This window comes from Sphingomonas endolithica (assembly GCF_025231525.1).
In the GTDB taxonomy this organism is placed as follows: domain Bacteria; phylum Pseudomonadota; class Alphaproteobacteria; order Sphingomonadales; family Sphingomonadaceae; genus Sphingomonas; species Sphingomonas endolithica.
On record NZ_CP103057.1, the window covers coordinates 2,053,353 to 2,070,398 of the forward strand.

16 protein-coding genes and 1 pseudogene are annotated in these 17,046 nt (G+C 62.0%); 12 read left to right on the forward strand and 5 right to left on the reverse strand.

Going from position 1 to position 17,046, the window contains the following annotated elements:
• The first annotated feature begins 403 nt into the window (after positions 1-403).
• Both NV382_RS09665 and NV382_RS09670 read left to right on the forward strand, forming a co-directional pair.
• Positions 404-1,687, forward strand: a complete 1,284-nt coding sequence (locus tag NV382_RS09665; RefSeq protein ID WP_260596547.1) for an alpha/beta hydrolase family protein — start codon at positions 404-406, stop codon at positions 1,685-1,687.
• A 381-nt stretch (positions 1,688-2,068) separates the two neighbouring features.
• Positions 2,069-3,012 (forward strand): annotated as a pseudogene (locus NV382_RS09670) (IS3 family transposase); the annotation flags it as partial.
• A gap of 36 nt (positions 3,013-3,048) precedes the next feature.
• Here the strand turns inward: NV382_RS09670 and NV382_RS09675 are convergent.
• Positions 3,049-3,231, reverse strand: a complete 183-nt coding sequence (locus NV382_RS09675) for a hypothetical protein (protein ID WP_260596548.1) — start codon at positions 3,229-3,231, stop codon at positions 3,049-3,051.
• 500 nt (positions 3,232-3,731) lie between these two features.
• On the opposite strand from NV382_RS09675, the gene NV382_RS09680 reads away from it, so the two are divergent.
• From NV382_RS09680 to NV382_RS09695, 4 genes are all read left to right on the forward strand, one after another.
• The gene (locus NV382_RS09680) at positions 3,732-4,262 is read left to right on the forward strand and encodes a 2Fe-2S iron-sulfur cluster-binding protein (protein ID WP_260600376.1); all 531 of its coding nucleotides are present in this window, start codon (positions 3,732-3,734) and stop codon (positions 4,260-4,262) included.
• Positions 4,262-5,248 carry an FAD binding domain-containing protein gene (locus tag NV382_RS09685; RefSeq protein ID WP_260596549.1) on the forward strand — a complete coding sequence of 329 codons (987 nt, stop codon included), beginning with the start codon at positions 4,262-4,264 and terminating at the stop codon, positions 5,246-5,248. The genes NV382_RS09680 and NV382_RS09685 overlap by 1 nt, the downstream gene beginning before the upstream one ends.
• Entirely contained in the window at positions 5,245-7,575 is a 2,331-nt protein-coding gene (locus NV382_RS09690; RefSeq protein ID WP_260596550.1) for a xanthine dehydrogenase family protein molybdopterin-binding subunit, read from the forward strand. The genes NV382_RS09685 and NV382_RS09690 overlap by 4 nt, the downstream gene beginning before the upstream one ends.
• A gap of 244 nt (positions 7,576-7,819) precedes the next feature.
• Positions 7,820-8,185 (forward strand): cupin domain-containing protein, encoded by a 366-nt coding sequence (locus NV382_RS09695; RefSeq protein ID WP_260596551.1) that lies wholly within the window; start codon positions 7,820-7,822, stop codon positions 8,183-8,185.
• A 635-nt stretch (positions 8,186-8,820) separates the two neighbouring features.
• Here the strand turns inward: NV382_RS09695 and NV382_RS09700 are convergent.
• Positions 8,821-9,738: a LysR family transcriptional regulator gene (locus NV382_RS09700; protein ID WP_260596552.1), complete on the reverse strand. Its 918-nt coding sequence runs from the start codon at positions 9,736-9,738 to the stop codon at positions 8,821-8,823.
• A gap of 81 nt (positions 9,739-9,819) precedes the next feature.
• Here NV382_RS09700 and NV382_RS09705 point away from each other — a divergent pair, with 81 nt between their 5' ends.
• The 4 genes from NV382_RS09705 (at position 9,820) to NV382_RS09720 (ending at position 13,578) form a co-directional block, all read left to right on the forward strand.
• Positions 9,820-10,617, forward strand: coding sequence for an SDR family NAD(P)-dependent oxidoreductase (locus NV382_RS09705; RefSeq protein WP_260596553.1), 798 nt, complete (start codon positions 9,820-9,822; stop codon positions 10,615-10,617).
• A 365-nt stretch (positions 10,618-10,982) separates the two neighbouring features.
• Positions 10,983-11,504: a DUF3489 domain-containing protein gene (locus tag NV382_RS09710; RefSeq protein WP_260596554.1), complete on the forward strand. Its 522-nt coding sequence runs from the start codon at positions 10,983-10,985 to the stop codon at positions 11,502-11,504.
• Positions 11,505-11,524: 20 nt separating this feature from the next.
• Positions 11,525-11,917: a DUF2924 domain-containing protein gene (locus tag NV382_RS09715; RefSeq protein ID WP_260596555.1), complete on the forward strand. Its 393-nt coding sequence runs from the start codon at positions 11,525-11,527 to the stop codon at positions 11,915-11,917.
• The gene (locus NV382_RS09720) at positions 11,914-13,578 is read left to right on the forward strand and encodes a recombinase family protein (protein WP_260596556.1); all 1,665 of its coding nucleotides are present in this window, start codon (positions 11,914-11,916) and stop codon (positions 13,576-13,578) included. Before NV382_RS09715 ends, NV382_RS09720 begins: the two co-directional genes overlap by 4 nt.
• An 80-nt stretch (positions 13,579-13,658) precedes the next feature.
• On the opposite strand, the gene NV382_RS09725 is transcribed toward NV382_RS09720, so the two are convergent.
• On the reverse strand, positions 13,659-14,054 hold the full coding sequence (locus NV382_RS09725) for a hypothetical protein (protein ID WP_260596557.1): 396 nt from the start codon (positions 14,052-14,054) through the stop codon (positions 13,659-13,661).
• Between the two features lie 228 nt (positions 14,055-14,282).
• On the opposite strand from NV382_RS09725, the gene NV382_RS09730 reads away from it, so the two are divergent.
• Positions 14,283-14,573, forward strand: a complete 291-nt coding sequence (locus NV382_RS09730) for a hypothetical protein (protein WP_260596558.1) — start codon at positions 14,283-14,285, stop codon at positions 14,571-14,573.
• 44 nt (positions 14,574-14,617) lie between these two features.
• Here the strand turns inward: NV382_RS09730 and NV382_RS09735 are convergent, their stop codons facing one another.
• Positions 14,618-15,496, reverse strand: coding sequence for an NAD(P)H-binding protein (locus NV382_RS09735; RefSeq protein WP_260596559.1), 879 nt, complete (start codon positions 15,494-15,496; stop codon positions 14,618-14,620).
• A 26-nt stretch (positions 15,497-15,522) separates the two neighbouring features.
• Positions 15,523-16,185 (reverse strand): O-methyltransferase, encoded by a 663-nt coding sequence (locus NV382_RS09740; protein WP_260596560.1) that lies wholly within the window; start codon positions 16,183-16,185, stop codon positions 15,523-15,525.
• Between the two features lie 94 nt (positions 16,186-16,279).
• Here NV382_RS09740 and NV382_RS09745 point away from each other — a divergent pair, with 94 nt between their 5' ends.
• On the forward strand, positions 16,280-16,855 hold the full coding sequence (locus NV382_RS09745) for a TetR/AcrR family transcriptional regulator (protein WP_260596561.1): 576 nt from the start codon (positions 16,280-16,282) through the stop codon (positions 16,853-16,855).
• The last annotated feature ends 191 nt before the right edge of the window (positions 16,856-17,046 follow it).

The window sequence follows — 17,046 nt, forward strand, 5'->3', positions numbered from 1 at the left end:
CGATTTCGTTCGGAGTAGTCCCGAACGGCCATGCGCGCCGTCTCAAGCCATATCGCCCACAACTGCCTGGATGGCTCTGTTAGACTAACCAGAATCTGGTTCGTTTGCAGGAGACTGGTCGTGATCTCAATCCCGAAGCCGTGATACGGTGAAAACATTGGCGGGCCATGCGCAGAACAAACAGACAATGAGACTGATCAAGTTGCCGCTCTTACCAAATAGGAAATCAGGGGCGCATTTGGTCTGACAGTGCCGTCGTGCGGCATCGCGACTGGTCCACTTGGCGCCTCTGGGCTTGTCCGCTAGCTTGCTGGTGCTTGTTGCCGTCGCTCCCTGAACCATCCGCAGCTCCGCTGGGGGCAACTACCAAATTAAGCAGTCTCAAACTGAAAGGCAATTAACGATGGAAAGCGATCGTTGCTCCTCAGCCGCTTCGTACCACATCCAGGCCTCGCCGATGCAGTCGCGGGGCGGGTTCCCCTATTTTGCTCATCACGATTCCGTGTCTGCGTTGTGGGACAAGAAGTGGCGGGCACTTTGCGCCCACGGCATCTATCCGTTCGGCGATGGGGAGGTCGCCGACTTCGATCCAATATTCGCCGAGCTGATCAAGAGATCGGGAGATGATCCGGCCATCCTCAACCGCCCGGATGATTACGCTGCCTCCTTCCTGCCAGTCGGCGAGCGGCTGTACGCTTTAGCCGAAGACGTCCTGTCGAAGGGGCATCGTGAGGAGGCGAGAGCCCTCTTCCTTCGTGCCGCAGCCGTCTATCGAATCGCCCGCTTTCCAATCAACCGATCACCGTTGACCCAGGAAGCCTGGGAAAAGGGCAAAGCCGCTTACGAAAAGGGTGGCGAACTGCTTGATCCGCCAAGCGTCTCGGTCGATGTGCCGTTCGTCCATGCCGAGATTGCTGCGGGCGACCGTGATGTCGCTATTCCGACATACCTTCGCCTGCCGAACGGAAGCAAGCCAGCACAGGGGTGGCCCATACTGCTCTTCGTCTGCGGCCTAGACGCCTACCGCACCGACCATACGGAGCGGACCCAGCAGCACGTCGACCGTGGCTTCGCTACGATGAGCTTCGAGATACCGGGCACCGGCGATTGTCCGGCCGCACCGAATGATCCGACTTCGCCGGATCGGCTGATGAGCAGCATCCTCGACTGGGTGGCTGCCAACGCAGCACGGTACGGGCTAGATGTGACGAAGGTCGTCGTGCGCGCCGTCAGCACCGGCGGATACTATGCTTTCCGCGTGGCGCATACGCATGCCGATCGCCTCTTCGCCGTGGTCGCCCAGGGCGGAGGCGCTCATCACATGTTCGATCCTGCCTGGATCATGGCGCAGGATCAGATGGAATATCCGTATGCGCTCGCCGAGGCGCTGGCGTACAAGTTCGGCTATCGCGATGTCGATATGGAAGCGGCTCTCAAAGCCTATTCAGCCGAGGCGGCCAAGTTCAGCCTGCGGGACGCAGGCATCATCGACAAGCCGAGCTGCAAGTTGCTGGCCATCAACGGCATGGAGGACTCGATCTTTCCAATCGAAGACTCCTACCTCGTCGTCAATGCGGGCGGGCCTAAGGATCTGATCGTCCGCGGCGAGCGAGGGCACATGGGGAATCCTGGAGCGGAGCCGCTCCTCTACCAATGGATCGACGGCACCATTGCTGGACGACCATAGACGCGGGTGCAGGATGACAGCTTGGGAAACGAGCGCGTTTTCCTTCAGCCTTTGACGGTGGCCGGGTCCGGCGCGGCGCTAGGCTGACCGGCTCAGCTTCCTATGAATAGGGTGTTTTCAGAGCAACCGCACCAGCCGAAACTCAGGCGAGTTTTGCCTCCGATTGTTTGCCCTTCGGCACGCAATCGTCAGTATATCCGGGAACAAGCCGAAGGAGTCTGCAGCACTGACACCCAAATTAGAAAGGACCGACGGGCACTGTAAGACCAAATGCACCGCTGATTCCTATTTAATTAAAGCGGCAAGTTGATCGCCGTCATTGTTGATTTTGTTGAGCTAAATGTCCGGCTCTGTTCTCACTGTGGTACCGGCTCGGAAGCGAGGTTGCGGCCGGTCGTTCTCCAAACCCAAACTAACCAGATGCTGGTTAAAAAAAGCCGCGGCCTACTTTGCCAGGGACTCGATATGAAGTTCGGGTTCATCGCAAAGCATCGAGAGATTTGGCCGGTATCATGGCTTTGCGGGGCACTCGATCTCTCGCGCAGTGGTTTCCATGCCAGGCTCGCGCGGGCGCCAAGCCCGGTCGCGTTGCGACGAAGTGTATGCAAGGAAGACCCGCGCCAGCTTCATCTCCAGCTACCGAACCTATGGTGCGCGTCGCGTCTGGCACGATCTCCTGGCCGAAGGCCTTTCATGTGGCCCTGCATCGGGTCGAACGGCTAATGCGTGTGCACGGTCTGCTAGCGCGGCCGCGGCGCCGCGGTCAGCCCAAGGATCATGGCGAACGCTCGGTGATCGCCGGCAACGTGCTCGATCGGCAGTTCAGCGCCGACGCGCCGAACCAGAAGTGGGTGGCCGACTTCACCTACATCTGGACCGCCGAAGTATGGCTGTACGCGGCCGCGGTGATCGACCTGTTCTCGCGGCGGGTGGTCGGCTGATCGATGAGCGACACGATGACGGCGCAGCTCGTCACCGACGCGCTGGTCATGGCGATCTGGCGGCGCGGCAAGCCCGATGCGCTGCTGCACCACTCGGACTAGGGCAGCCAATATACCAGCGAGCAGTTCCAGCGACTCATGGCCGACAACGGAGTAAAATGCTCCATGAGCCGTTCCGGCAACGTCTGGGACAATGCTGCGATGAAGAGCTTCTTCTCCTCGCTGAAGACCGAACGGATCGCTCGCAAAACCTACCGAACGCGTAATCAGGCACGGCAGGACGTGTTCGATTATATCGAATGCTTCTACAATCCCGCACGCAGGCACTCGACCCTGGCCTATCTTAGCCCCATGGACATCGAGAAGCAGGCCAACGTAGCCTAACCTCGTGTCTACGAGGCCGGCAGCAGGTCACTTTGCTTAAAGCGGCGTCCCGGTTTCGACGCCGATCTTCAGTTTGGCGACCTTGGCGGGCTTGTCGCCCGTGACGACCAGCTTGCGCGCTGTATCCAACTTATCGGGTGTCAGTGCCGACGTCCGGTCAATGCCGATCCCGCGGTCTTTCCGTACCGTTGCCAACTCGGCAATCATGCGTTCCTTCATCAGTTCGTGTCCCCCTTTTGGACTGCCGGGGCGCACCGAACGATCCGGCTGATGAAGTCCGTTAAGCGGCCTGTGCAGCAAGCGTCACAGCATCCGCGCCAGCAGGGATGCGAAGCGGTGAGGATGCATCGGTCACGGCCTGCCAGACCGCTTTCGCTACATCGCTCGCCGTGGTGCCTTCAACGGGTTGCTGGGGCGCTGCGGAGAGGGTCGGGTCGCGTTTCGTGAACAAACGATACGGAGACTCAAATCACAATATGTTCTTGGTCGGTCGGGCGCCGACGATTGTGATGGTTGATTGCGACCTGATTTTGACCGTCAGCGGTGGGCTACTAATAAGTAAATTGGTCCAGGGGTCTGCCTATGTCAGTCTTACCGTGGTTTGGGCATACCTTAATATTAGAGCTATTAAGCGCATTTTTAAGCTAGCCTTGTTGGCGTCAACCATTGGCGGATTCAGGTTCATGAGAACAGCTGTCATCACTGGAGTGTCACGGGCGATGCGCTTCTCAATCAACGGCGACATCCACGAGGTGGAAGTCGATGTCCGTACTTCGCTGCTCGATCTGTTGCGCGAGCATCTCCACCTGACCGGATCGAAGAAGGGCTGCAATCAGGGCGCGTGCGGCGCCTGTACCGTGCTAGTTGATGGCGAGCGGATCAATGCCTGCCTAGCGCTTGCCGTGCAGTATCAAGGCCGCGAGATCATCACGATCGAGGGTGTCGGCACGCCCGGTCAACTCGCGGCGATTCAAGCCGCCTTCGTCAAGCATGACGGCTTCCAGTGCGGTTATTGTACGCCTGGTCAAATTTGCTCTGCGATCGGCATGGCGGCTGAGGCAAAGCGGGGCTTGCCGAGCTTCGTTTCGGCCGATCTGAGCGGATTGTCGACGATTGACCATGACGAATTGCGAGAGCGGATGAGCGGCAATCTCTGCCGCTGTGGCGCCTACAATGGTATTATTGACGCAATCCGCGAGGTTTTTGTCGACGAGACCACTACACCCGTGAAGTTTGAGGAGGCGGCCTGATGCTCGCGTTCGACTATACCCGCGTCGACACGCCCGCTGAGGCGATCGCGCTTGCGGTTCGCGACCTGGACGCCCGCTACCTTGGCGGCGGCACCAATCTGGTAGATCTGATGCGCGAGACGATCGAGGCTCCGCGCAGCCTGATCGACGTGACCGGCATCTCCGACGAGATCGTTGTCCAGCAAAACGGCGCAGTGCTAATCGGCGCGGCGGCAAAGAACACCGCAGTCGCCGAAAACGCCGCAATTCGCGCACAATTTCCAATGCTGGCCCGCGCGATCCTGTCCGGCGCCAGCGCACAGATTCGAAACATGGCGACTACCGGGGGCAATCTGCTCCAACGCACCCGCTGCTATTATTTCTACGACGATGCCGCACGCTGTAACAAGCGTGTATCGGGAGCGGGCTGCGATGCGATCGACGGATTCAACCGCATCCATGCGATCCTTGGTACATCGTCCAGCTGCGTTGCGACCCACCCGTCCGACATGTGCGTTGCGCTCGCCGCGCTCGATGCAATCGTCCATATCGATGGGCCGGAGGGCCAGCGCATGATCCCGCTGATCGATTTCCACTGCCTGCCCGACGACCAGCCACAGATCGAGGCGGTGCTGCGTCCCGCCGAACTGATCACCGCGATCGAGCTCCCCGCCGCATCGGCGTCGCCGCGCGGCACCTATCGCAAGGTGCGTGATCGGGCGAGCTACGCCTTTGCCTTGGTGTCGGTCGCGGCAGACCTCACGATCGAGGGCGGGCGAGTCGCCGATGTACGGCTCGCGCTCGGGGGTGTCGCGCACAAGCCGTGGCGCGCTTTCAAGGCGGAAGCGGCGCTGCGCGGCCAGCCTGCCACCGAGGCAAGCTTCCTCACGGCGGCCGAGGCTGAACTCGCCGATGCACAGCCGCTGCGCGACAATGCCTTCAAAGTGCCGCTCGCCAAACGGACGATCGTCGCCGTGCTGTCCGATCTCGCGGGAGTTACTGCATGACCATTCTCACCGAAGCCAAGCAGAAGGTCCAGGGTGCCGCTAATGCGGCTATGGCCAAGGCGATCCAGATCGCTCCCGATGGTTGGATCCCGGGCGGCGTGCCCGATCCGCTGATCCGCGAGCAGCATGGCAACGTTGGCCAGCCGATGTCGCGGCTTGATGGGCCGCTCAAGGTCGGCGGCAAGGCGCGCTACGCAGGAGAGTTCGTGTTCGCGGACATGGTCTACGCGGCGGTCGCGTTTAGCACGATCCCGCGTGGGCGCATCGTTGAAATGGATACCGTTGCGGCGGAAGCAGCGCCCGGCGTAGTTCTGGTTATGACGCATCTTAACGCGCCGCGCATGGCCAAGGTGCCGCTGTTCATGTCCCAGCCAAAGGCGGCGGGCGGCGTCGATCTGCCGGTCATGCAGGACGACCAGATTCATTGGAACGGTCAGCCGGTCGCAGTGGTGCTCGCCGATACGCAGGAGCGCGCCGATCACGCCACGTCGCTGATCCGCATCGCTTACGAAGCGAACTCTTCAATCACCAGTTTTGCGCAGGCAAAGGTGGAAGGTACCGAGCCCGGCGTGTTCATGGGCAGCCCGCTCGACATCACCATTGGTGATCCCGATGGAGCGCTGACGGTGGCGCCGCACAAGGTAGACCAGTTGTATGTCACCCCGCGCCACAACCACAATGCCATTGAGCTCCACGCCTGCACGGTCACCTGGGAAGACGGAAACCTGCGGTTGCACGATGCCTCGCAACTTGTAACACACACCGCCTGGTCGCTCGCTCAGGTGTTTGGGATCGACGAGGCGCAAGTCCATGTTACCTCGCCATTCGTCGGTGGCGGTTTCGGTGGCAAGGGCCTGTGGCACCATCAGGTGCTCGCCGCGGCGGCATCCAAGCTGGCAGGTCGCCCCGTCCGGCTAATGCTGTCCCGCGAAGGTGTGTACCGCGTCGTCGGTGGCCGTGCCGCGACCGAGCAGCGCGTCGCGATCGGCGCTGACGACGATGGTCGATTTACCGTACTCCACCATTCCGGCACCGCGGTGATGAGCATGCATAATCAAATGCCGGAGCCTTTTATTTTTCCGGCGATGAGCGTCTACGCCGCGGGCGCGCTTCAGCTCAAGGTGGAGGTCGCGTCACTCGATATGCTGGCAAACACGTTCATGCGCGGACCGGGCGAGGCGGTCGGCACGTTTGCACTGGAGAGCGCGATTGACGAGCTAGCCGAGACGATGGGCATCGATCCGATAGAACTTCGGTTGAAGAACGAGCCCGAGAAAGATCCTCTCACTGGAGCGCCCTTCTCCTCGCGGGAAGTGGAGAAGGCGTTTCGCGACGGCGCCGAACGGTTCGGCTGGTCAAAGCGGCAAGCGCCAGGCACGCGGCGCGAGGGCGAGTGGCTGTTCGGCATCGGCGTCTCCACCGGAACCTATCCATACTACCGCATGCCCGGCGGCGCAGCGCGACTTACTATACGCCAAGACGGAACAGCCATCGTCGATATCGCCGCGCATGATCTGGGCATGGGCACCGCCACCGCGCAAACCCAGGTCACTGCAGACCGGCTTGGGGTGCCGATGGACGCCGTGACCTTCAACTACGGCGACTCCGCGTTGCCTGGCTTGGTGCCCGCGGGTGGCTCACAACAGACTGCCTCGATCGGCGCTGCCGTGATCGCCGCCCACCGCAAGCTCGTCGCCGAGCTGCTTACGCTGGCAGGCAATGACTCACCGCTGGCCGGGCTGAGCGTCGACGAGGTCGGGGGGCTGAACGGCGGGCTTGCCAGCTTTGCGGACGACACGCGGCACGAAACCTACGCCTCTATCCTGTCGCGCGCACAGCGCGAAGAGCTGTCGGTCGAGGCCGAAGCGCCGCAGCCGCTCGAGACGCAGCATTGGTCGATGCACAGCCACGCCGCGATGTTCTGTGAGGTGAAGGTGAACGTCGTCACCGGAGAGCCACGCGTAACCCGCTTCCTCGGCTCGTTCGATTGTGGCCGCATCCTCAATCCCAAGACGGCGTCCAGTCAGTTCCGCGGCGGAATCATTATGGGTATCGGCCTTGCTCTGACCGAGGAGACAATGTTCGACGAGCGCAGCGGCCGGATCATGAACCCCAGCCTGGCCGAGTATCATGTACCGGTGCACCTCGATGTGCCCGAAATTGACGTGATCTGGACCGACATTCCCGACCCGCATTCGCCGATGGGTGCGCGTGGCGTCGGCGAGATTGGCATCACCGGGGTCGCCGCCGCGATCGCTAACGCCATCTACAACGCGACTGGCAAACGCGTGCGCGATCTTCCGATGACGCTCGACAAGCTGATGTGACGCTGTTCTATCATACAGTGATAGGGAGGCTAATTGTTGACTTCGCACTCAAGCACCCGGACGTAAGGCTTGAGATCACGACCGAGGACCAGTCCGTTGATACGGCGAAGGAAGCATATGACCTAATGATCAAGGTCACATATCTGGCGAGATGACAGTGTCCTCCCGTGCCTTGCAGATCAGAACTTACCCTGCGCGGATTACGTTACGCGCCCGCCCCTCTCTTTCTACCTCGGAGATATGAATGCTATCGCCAACCGCGCTCGCTTCCGCATTCGATCGTGTAAGCGACCACTGGTCGCCCAAGGTGATAGGCAAGGTCAACGATCAGCTACTCAAGGCTGCGAAGCTGAAGGGCGAACTCGTTTGGCATGCGCACGAGGGCCAAGACGAACTGTTTTACATCGTCAAAGGGTCGTTACGCATCGAGTTCGAGGATGGAGCGGTCTATCTTGAAAAGGGCGATTTCATCACGGTGCCTAGTGGCGTGCGCCATAATCCCGTCGCGCAGGAGGAATGCTGGGTGCTGCTTATCGAGCCTGCCGCAACCAAGCACACAGGAGAAGAGGTGACGTCCCGCACGCGGAGCCTTGAGGAGCAGCTAGCCTAGCCGCTGACGCCCGCTTACCGCTCATCCTTCCTGAAAGCCGCGCTTCCGCTTATCACCACAATCGGCCATGGCAGTTAACGCCCACTCGCCGCCGTAGAGACCGCTGCTACGCTGCCGGTTTGGCGATCCAGATGCTGCTTCTCTACGGGCAATTGCAGGCCTCGCCCTCGGCACCGTGATTCCCCGTCAGCGGATCGGCTGCATTGTCTTGCTGGTCGTCCGATAACGATGACCGTGTATTCCAGGTGTTGGCACGCGGCTCACTCAGAGAACATTCGATCCACTAGCGCCCTCGACTTCCTCTTCGGGCCGCTTTGGCGAAACCTCGGGGCGCTTGCCGGCTTTACATCGCGAAAGGGTTAAGGTCGTGGCTTGGGCGACGGAGCGGGAACGGCAGCTAAGCACAATTTTCCGGAATTCCCCGGGCTTGATCGGGGCGTGCCTTAATGGCCGCCAGTGGTGGAAGGCGGACGGTCCGCCTTCGGTAAGGAAGGCGGCGATCGCCGAAATTGGCAGCTGCCGCTTTTCTCGCAAAAGAGGGTGTTTCGGGAAGCACCGGTGAACTTGAATGGCAAGAAGCGCTGCCGGCGATCCGGCCACCTATAAAAGCGCGGAGGTTCTAAGCATCCGCACCGCTAAGCCGGCGCAAGGATTGGGAGCGGCTCGTAACGGAAGAACCCGAGCATCGCCTTCAACGGTGCGGACACATGGCGGCGACCGGAATAGTAGAGGTGAAATCCTGGCGTCGGCTGGCACCAGTCGTCCAAGAGGCGCACCAGCCGGCCAGCTGCTAGGTAATCGACTATGACGTCCTCTAGAAGATAGCCGATTCCGGCCCCGCCCAACGCCGCAGCGATAATCATGCCGGTGTCGTTAATCGTATGCAGAGCCTCGACCGCTACCTCCAGGGTTTCGCCCGCGCGTCCGAACTGCCAGCGATAGGGCGCCCCGCTGCTTGGCCAGCGATAATTGATGCACCGATGCGCGCTCAGATCGCTCGGTGTCACAGGTATGGTTCTGGACGCCAGGTATTCCGGAGAGGCGAACACGGCCGGGCGCAGGTCCGCAGTCAGCCGCACTGCAATCATGTCGCCTTGAACACGCCCACCGGGCCGGATGCCGGCGTCGAAACCGCCGGCCACCATGTCCGTCATGCGATCTTCAACCACCAGATCGAGAGCAATCTCGGGAAAGAGCCGAGTGAACTGCGCCAGCCGCGGTACGATAACCATCTCGGCGGCAAGCCGGGGCAGGTTGAGCCGCAGCCGGCCGCGCGGACGATCACCGAACGAGCCGGCTTCTTCGACGGCTTCCTCCATTTCCGTCATTGCGGGCAGCAATCGGATGAGGAGCGCAGCCCCGACCTCGGTCGGCGCGACACTGCGCGTCGTCCGGTGAAGCAGCTTGGCGCCCAGCCGCTCTTCCAGTGTGCGGATGACGTGGCTGAGCGAAGACGGTGTCACGCGGAGGCGGGCCGCGGCCTGCCGGAAGCTGCGCTCCTGCGCGACCGCGACGAAAGCTCTTAGCTCGGCAAACTCCGCACCCCGCATCATTGCTGCGTCCCGTTCAACTGCCAATGAAAACAATAGCGCATTGTTGGCGGTATAATCGGTTCATAGATCGGCGTCACCACGATGAAAGAGAACGCGATGACAGACACCCGATCGAACAACAGCATGCCATTGGCGGGCAAGGTGGCCTTGGTGACCGGCGGCGGCACGGGCATCGGGCGTGCGGCCGCTCTGGGCTTCGCCCGGAAAGGCGCGGCCGTCATGCTGGCCGGGCGACGCCAAGCGGAAGTCGATGCCGTCGCGGGCACCATTCGGGACATGGGCGGCCAAGCGGCCGTGACAGTCGCCGATGTGTCGCACGAGACTGAGGTGGTGAATTTGGTCAAGGGAACCGTCGAGCGGTTCGGTCGGCTGGACGCGGCGTTCAACAACGCGGGTGCGTCGACCTTCGGCGGTATCGAGACCCAGACCGCGGCCGACTTCGATCGGGTCATGGCGATCAACGTCCGCGGCGTTTGGCTGCTTATCCAGCAGGAAATCATCGCCATGCGCGCGCAGGGCGGAGGTGGGGCAATCGTCAACACGTCGTCGATCTCGGCGACCGGCGGCAATGCCGGCCTATCGATCTATGGAGCGAGCAAGGGCGCGCTCGACGCCATGATCCGCACGATCGCTCTAGAGGTCGGCGGGGACGGCATCAGGATCAACAATGTAAGCCCTGGCTTGACGAGGACGCAGATGACGGAGGGCATGCCCGAGGAGGCGTTTGCGGCAGTCGGCGCGCACGCGGCGCTGAAGCGGGTGGCCAACCCCGAGGACGTCGGCGACGTTGCGGTGTGGCTCTGCACGGACGAGGCCCGCTTCGTGACCGGGCAAAGCATCCTGACAGACGGCGGCTACAACATCGCCGGAATGCGCTGATCCGAAACCTTCCAGGGTGGGTCGGCGCTTCCCAAAAGGAACATAGTCGCGGCGGCGAGTTCTCGAAATTGAGCCCATAGCGGGATAGTGGTAGTAGCGATGTCTGCGGTCGTCGTCCCGGCATCCCCTTTCCCGGAATCTGTTCCCCATTGCCGTGGATCAGCGGCGGCACCGCTACGCTAATGAACGTGCTTCGTTCCTCGATTGCCCCACAAACCATTCGACTTGTGCTGCAAGCAGAGCAAACGTCGCCGTACTGGATCGCGACCCGGACGAAGCCGCCCCGCCCCGCCGATGAAGGTCCGCGGGGCTGATGATGGTGGGAGCAGCAAGGGTGCTGCTCGCCTTGAACAAGGACCACCCCCATGACCAAACTGACCGATCTCGACGCCATCCTTTTGTCTGGCGCAGCCAAGCGTGACAGTGGCAGCCTGCTGCCGGTCCCAGAAAGCGTGAGTGGTGCTGGTGCACGCCTGACCAAGGCGATCACCGGGCTGATCAAGCACGGCCTGGCGGAAGAACGTGAGACCCGCGACAAGACGGCGGCACGCCGCACCGAAGCTGATGTGGCATACGGCGTGTTCATCACTGACGCCGGCAATGCCGCGATCGGCATCGCTAGCGGCGATGGAAATGACCACGAAGGTGAAGGCAAGGTCGCTCCGTCCACCCAGCCAGACACGCCGCGTATCACCAAGGCCAGTTCCGTGCTGGCGATGCTCCAGCGCGAAGAAGGCGCAACGCTTGCCGACATGATCGCAGCCACGGGATGGCTACCGCACACCACCCGTGCAGCGCTGACGGGCCTGCGCAAGAAAGGGCATACCCTCGAGAAGTCCAAGCGCGGTGACCAGACTTGCTACCGCATCGTAGCGGTGGCTGCATAATGGCCGGTCTGGAGGACAAGATGGTTGCGCTGACGACGATGTCGTCGGCGCAACTGCGTGATGAGTGGCGTGCGTTGAAAGCATCGCCTGTGCCGCTGGTCAGCCCGAGCATGTTGCGGCTGGCGCTCGGGTACGAGCTGCAGGCGCAGGCGCTGGGCGGCCTCTCGCGTGTCAGTCAGCAGCGGCTCACCCAGCTCGGGAGCGCCAAGACCGTGACCCAGGCAGCCAGGCCCGGCACCCGGCTGATCCGTGAATGGAACGGGACTGCGCATATCGTGACGATCGGCGAGGACGGCGTGATCCGCTGGAACGATCGCGAGTGGCGCTCGCTGTCGGAGGTCGCGCGCGAGATCACCGGCACGCGCTGGTCGGGTCCGGCATTCTTCGGCCTGAAGAAGAGGCTGGCGGCATGAACCGGGTGCGCTGTGCGATCTATACCCGCAAGTCGAGCGAGGAAGGACTGGAGCAGGCGTTCAACTCGCTCGACGCACAGCGTGAGGCCTGTGCCGCCTACGTGCTGAGCCAGGCCAGCGAAGGCTGGAGTGCCCTGCCCGACATCTATGACGATGGTGGCCTGTCGGGCGGGTCGCTGGAGCGCCCTGCTCTGCAGCGGCTGCTCGCCGACATTGCCGCTGGTCGTGTCGACATCATCGTTGTCTACAAGGTCGATCGGCTGACCCGCTCGCTGCTCGACTTTGCCAAGCTGGTCGAGGTGTTCGACAAGGCCGGCGTATCGTTCGTCTCGATCACCCAGTCGTTCAACACCACCACCAGTATGGGGCGGCTAACGCTCAACATGCTGCTGAGCTTTGCGCAGTTCGAGCGCGAGGTGACCGCCGAGCGCATCCGCGACAAGATCGCTGCCTCCAAGGCAAAGGGCATGTGGATGGGCGGCGTCCCGCCACTTGGCTACCGGCCTGACGGACGCACACTGGAGATCGTGGATCCCCATGCCGACATCGTCCGCGATATCTACCGACGCTACCTGGATCTCGGCAACGTCCGGCTCGTGGTCGACCAGCTCACGGCCGAGCGGATCCACACGCCTGTGCGGCGCATGGCCAACGGCCGCGACTTTGGTGGATGCGCGTTCAGCCGCGGGCAGATCTACGCCATCCTCAAGAACCCGATCTATGTCGGTGACATCCCGCACCGTGATCAACGTCACAAGGGATTGCACAAGGCCATCATCGGTCAGGAGGTGTGGGACGCGACACAAACCCTGCTCGCTGGTCATGTGCCGGGTCTGCGTCGAGCTGCGAACACGGCGAGCGGCAGCCTGCTTGCAGGCTTGATCGTCGACGATACCGGCGAGAAGCTGATCGCGGCGCACGCCTGCAAGGGCAAGGTACGCTACCGTTATTACGTCAGCCACTCGACGCACCACGGCGTTAGCGACAGCAAGGCGCTACGTATCCCGGCACGTGAGATCGAAACCGCAACCGTCGAAGCTCTCGCGGCCGCGTTCGACGATCCGATCGCGCTTATGGCACGCGCGTCGATCCCGCTCGCGTCAGCCGACGTCGAGCGCATCTTCAGCGCGGCAGGTGCCACTGCGGTGGCAATATGTCGCCGCGATCCTGAACTGCTGCGCGCGCTCGTCGCGAAGGTCATCGTGCATCCCACCATGCTGCAGATCGAACTCGTGACCGCGGCGATGGCGAAACACCTGTCGGTGGCAACGAGCGCTGAGGCGGAGGCTACCTTGCTGCTCACCTGCCCGACACGGCTGACGCGGACAGGCCACAGGCTTCGGATTGTGCAGAACGATGGTCGCGCTATCGCAGCCGCACCACCTGACGCCTCGATGATCAAGCTTCTGGTCAAGGCGCAGCGCTGGTGGGCGCAGCTTCAACGCGGTGAGATCACCGTCCAAGAACTGGCACAAGCCGAGGGGGTCGTGAAATCCTACGTTACCCGCGTCGTCCGGCTGGCGTTTCTGGCACCCTCAATCATCGACGATGTGTTAGCTGGTCGCCAGCCCGCTACCCTGGATGCCAAACGGTTGGCGTTTACCGCTGACCTGCCCACCAGCTGGACCGAGCAGCTGCGGCATTTTGAAGTTGGTCGCTAAAATCAGTTGAGCGGTCGTTTGCTGTACGTCAGCGAAGTGGACAGCGGCCTGCACGAAGTCGGCGCACTCTCCAACCAGGACTAACGACGCACCCGACCGAAGCGGCTGCTTTCAAAAGACACCACAGCCCCCGCGTTGTCGCCCAGTGGAACCTCAGCGATCCCGTAGACGCCGCGCGCACCGTTAGCGCCGAGCATGACGCCCATCTCGCCGTGAATGGCCCGCCCGCCGCTCAACGACATGCCCTGCTCTCCACGAGCTGTGGCGGCACTCTCCACAGTGTTGTTGCCCAAGATCGTATTCCGCTCCGCGTCGGTCAGACGAATCGTGTCTTCCGTTGCGCCCGGCGCAGGACGGGCGACCATGGGCGTTGGTGATGCGGTTGATTGGGCAAAGCACGGTGTGCCGAAACTGAAGACGCCCACAAGGGCGAGCAGGATCGGGAGGACATGATGCGAGTGCGCTGATTTGGGCATTTCGCCTTCTAGACCGGGCAGGCAAGATCGCAAACAGCGGACTGACGGCACAGGAAGATGCAGACCACCGAAGCCGGTGACCGCGCTGGTTCATATCTGTCGCCGAGCGGTCCTGCCGTAGTGAGCCGACATTCATATCGAACAGGATGATGGTGCCGCACCCCCAGCATGTTAGACAGACCGAACGGCGTTTGGGCGGCATTGGCCACCGTGGATCAGGAGTGTGCAATGGAGATCGTCAGACTACCCGTTGGCAAACAGGCGTCAGTTGATGCTGACTGCATCCGTGTTGAGGAGCTTCCCGGATCAACCTTCAAGCTGACTGCGTCAGCATTGTGTGTTGAGTCTGATGACGGTGACTCCGTGTCGATTGTTGACGGCCCCGATTTCGAAACCATCGAACAGGCCGAAGCGGTCGGCATAGCGTGGGCGACTGATGTGGGTGTGGAGCGTCTGTTCATCAGCACGGGTACATTGGACAAGCCGCTCGAGGTGATCGAGATCGACAAGCCGCTGTAAGCTGGCGAACCGAAATTCCCGAGAGAACAGGCCCGCGGCAAACCTTAGAGCAGGGCTGGCTTGATTACCCGCTCGCAAAAATGCCGGAAGCTGGTCGTACCGGTATTCTCCAGTTGGCGCGCCGCGACGTTGTCGATCCCCGCGTCCTTGGCGCGATACATGTCGACATAGCCTTGGGCGACTGACTCGCTGGCGCCGCGATCGAGGAACTGCTGCTTGAACTGGTCATAGCCGATCTGCTGGTAGCGCATTGGGCGGGCCGCTACTTCCGATATGATAGCGGCCTGATCGTTAAAGGACAGATCGCCCGGGCCGAGCACAGGCACGTCTTCCTGACCTTGCCACCCGTTGTCGCAGAGCAGCTGCGCCGCCGCGGTCGCCATGTCCCGCGTGGCGGTAAACCGCAGCGAATGGTCGGGATCGATCGGCCCGAAGAACACGCCTTTGTCCTTCATCACGCTGATTTGCCGGGCGGTATTCTCCATGAAGGACGGCATGGCCAGGCCGCGAAAGGCGCTGCCGCTCGCCATCAGCATATCGTCCATCGCTATCGAGGCCGTCACCGGACCAGCACTGTCCTGCCACTCGGTGCCACGACCCAGCGCGGTGATGGAAACGACCCGCGGCACCGCGTGGCGGCGGATCGCCGCTGCCGCCGGGCGCGTGAACTCAAGATAGGCTTGCTCGAGCGTTTGCTGCCAGGCCGGCGGCGCAAGCCAGAAAAGAGCATCGGCACCGGCGAGGGCACGGTCGATGACCGACGGGTCGCCATGCGATCCTTCGACCAACTCGACGCGGGCGCGGACCTGTTCGGGCACCTTGCCGATGTCGCGCGCGACGAGACGCAGGGTGGCATTGGCAGCGAGCAAATCATCTACGAGCTGGCTGCCGATCTGGCTGGTAGGTGCGGTGATGACGATCATGATGATATTCCTATTGTCGATCGGCTCTACAGCCGGACCGATAGTTCGACGTCGTCGGTAAACCCCATGGTGAAATAGCCATTGGCCACCGAGCCGACCTGCTCCAGATAGTCGGGACAATAGTCCGCATTGTCGGCCACAATCACCGCGCCCGGACGCAGGCGGTCTTCGACGAGCGCCAGGACGTCGCTGTAGAGTGACTTGGCTCCATCGAGGAGCAGCAGGTCGATCGTCTCCGGTAGGTCGACCTTGAACGTCTCGAGCGCGTCGCCTTCGCGCACTTCGACAAGATCGGACAGGCTGGCCGCAGCGATATTGGCCTTGGCGATCGCCACCTTCGAAGGCTCGAACTCGCTGGTGATCAGGCGGCCGCCGCCATTGTCGCGGAGCGCTGCCGCCAGGTGCAGCGTCGAGAGGCCGAACGAGGTTCCGAACTCGACGATCGATCGCGCCTGGGTTGCCCGCGCCAGGATGTAGAGCAACTGGCCCGTTGCGCGCGAAACCGGAAGGGCGAAATCCTTGAGGCTGGTGTAGAGATCGCGATAATCCTCCTTGCTTCGCATCAGGCGGGTGCGCTCTTCCGAGGACAGTGCTGCGAAGGCGGGGCTGGCAAGCGGCGACACTGCATCAGCCTCGACAAACAAGCGGTCGAGCAGCAGCGCCACATTGGGGCTGGAAAGCGTGTTCATCCTAAGTCTCCGACGAGCAAAGCAGCTTGCTTGCCCTTGACGAAAAAATACGACTAGTTCGTCAGGTTCGCTAATCGCATTCCCGGAGCAGCTCGTGGCCCAACGCCCAAGCCCACAGATTTCCTCGCGAAAGCAGCCGAAGCAGGCGCGCGCCAACGACCTGATCGCGGCAGTTCTGGACGCCGCTGTTCAGGTTTTGCGGACTGAGGGTGCCGCCCGATTCACGACAGCGCGCGTGGCAGAACGCGCCGGAGTCGGTGTCGGGTCGCTTTACCAGTATTTCCCGAACAAAGCGGCGATCCTGTTCCGCCTACAGAGCGATGAATGGCGACAGACGGGCGAACTGCTGAACACCATCCTGACGGATCGTGCCCGCCCGCCGCTGGAGCGACTGCGACGTCTGACGCACGCCTTTTTGCGCTCGGAATGCGAGGAGGCGGAGGTCCGTATAGCGCTTGGCGATGCGGCGCCCCTCTACCGCGACGCCCCTGAGGTCGAAGAGATTCGCGCCGGTAGTTCGCAGATCATTCACGACTTCATTCGCGAGACCTTGCCTCGCGCAGAGTCGCCAACTGTAGAACTTGTCGCCGATCTGATCGAAGCGACCCTGACGCAGGTCGGCAGCGCCTTTTCAGAGACGCCACGAAGCGACGAAGATATTGCCCGCTAGGCGGATGCGATGGCAGATATGTTCGCGGCCTACGTGGAGCGAGCTGCCGAATGAAAACGCGGGGTCTGCGCCACGGGGAGTGACCGCTTTCAGGAGTGCGCACGTCGCACGACCGAGTGTGGGCGCTTAGCTGCCGGCCCGCATCCTTTATCGACCGTCCGCTTCGATCGCGCAGGCACGACCCAATTTTG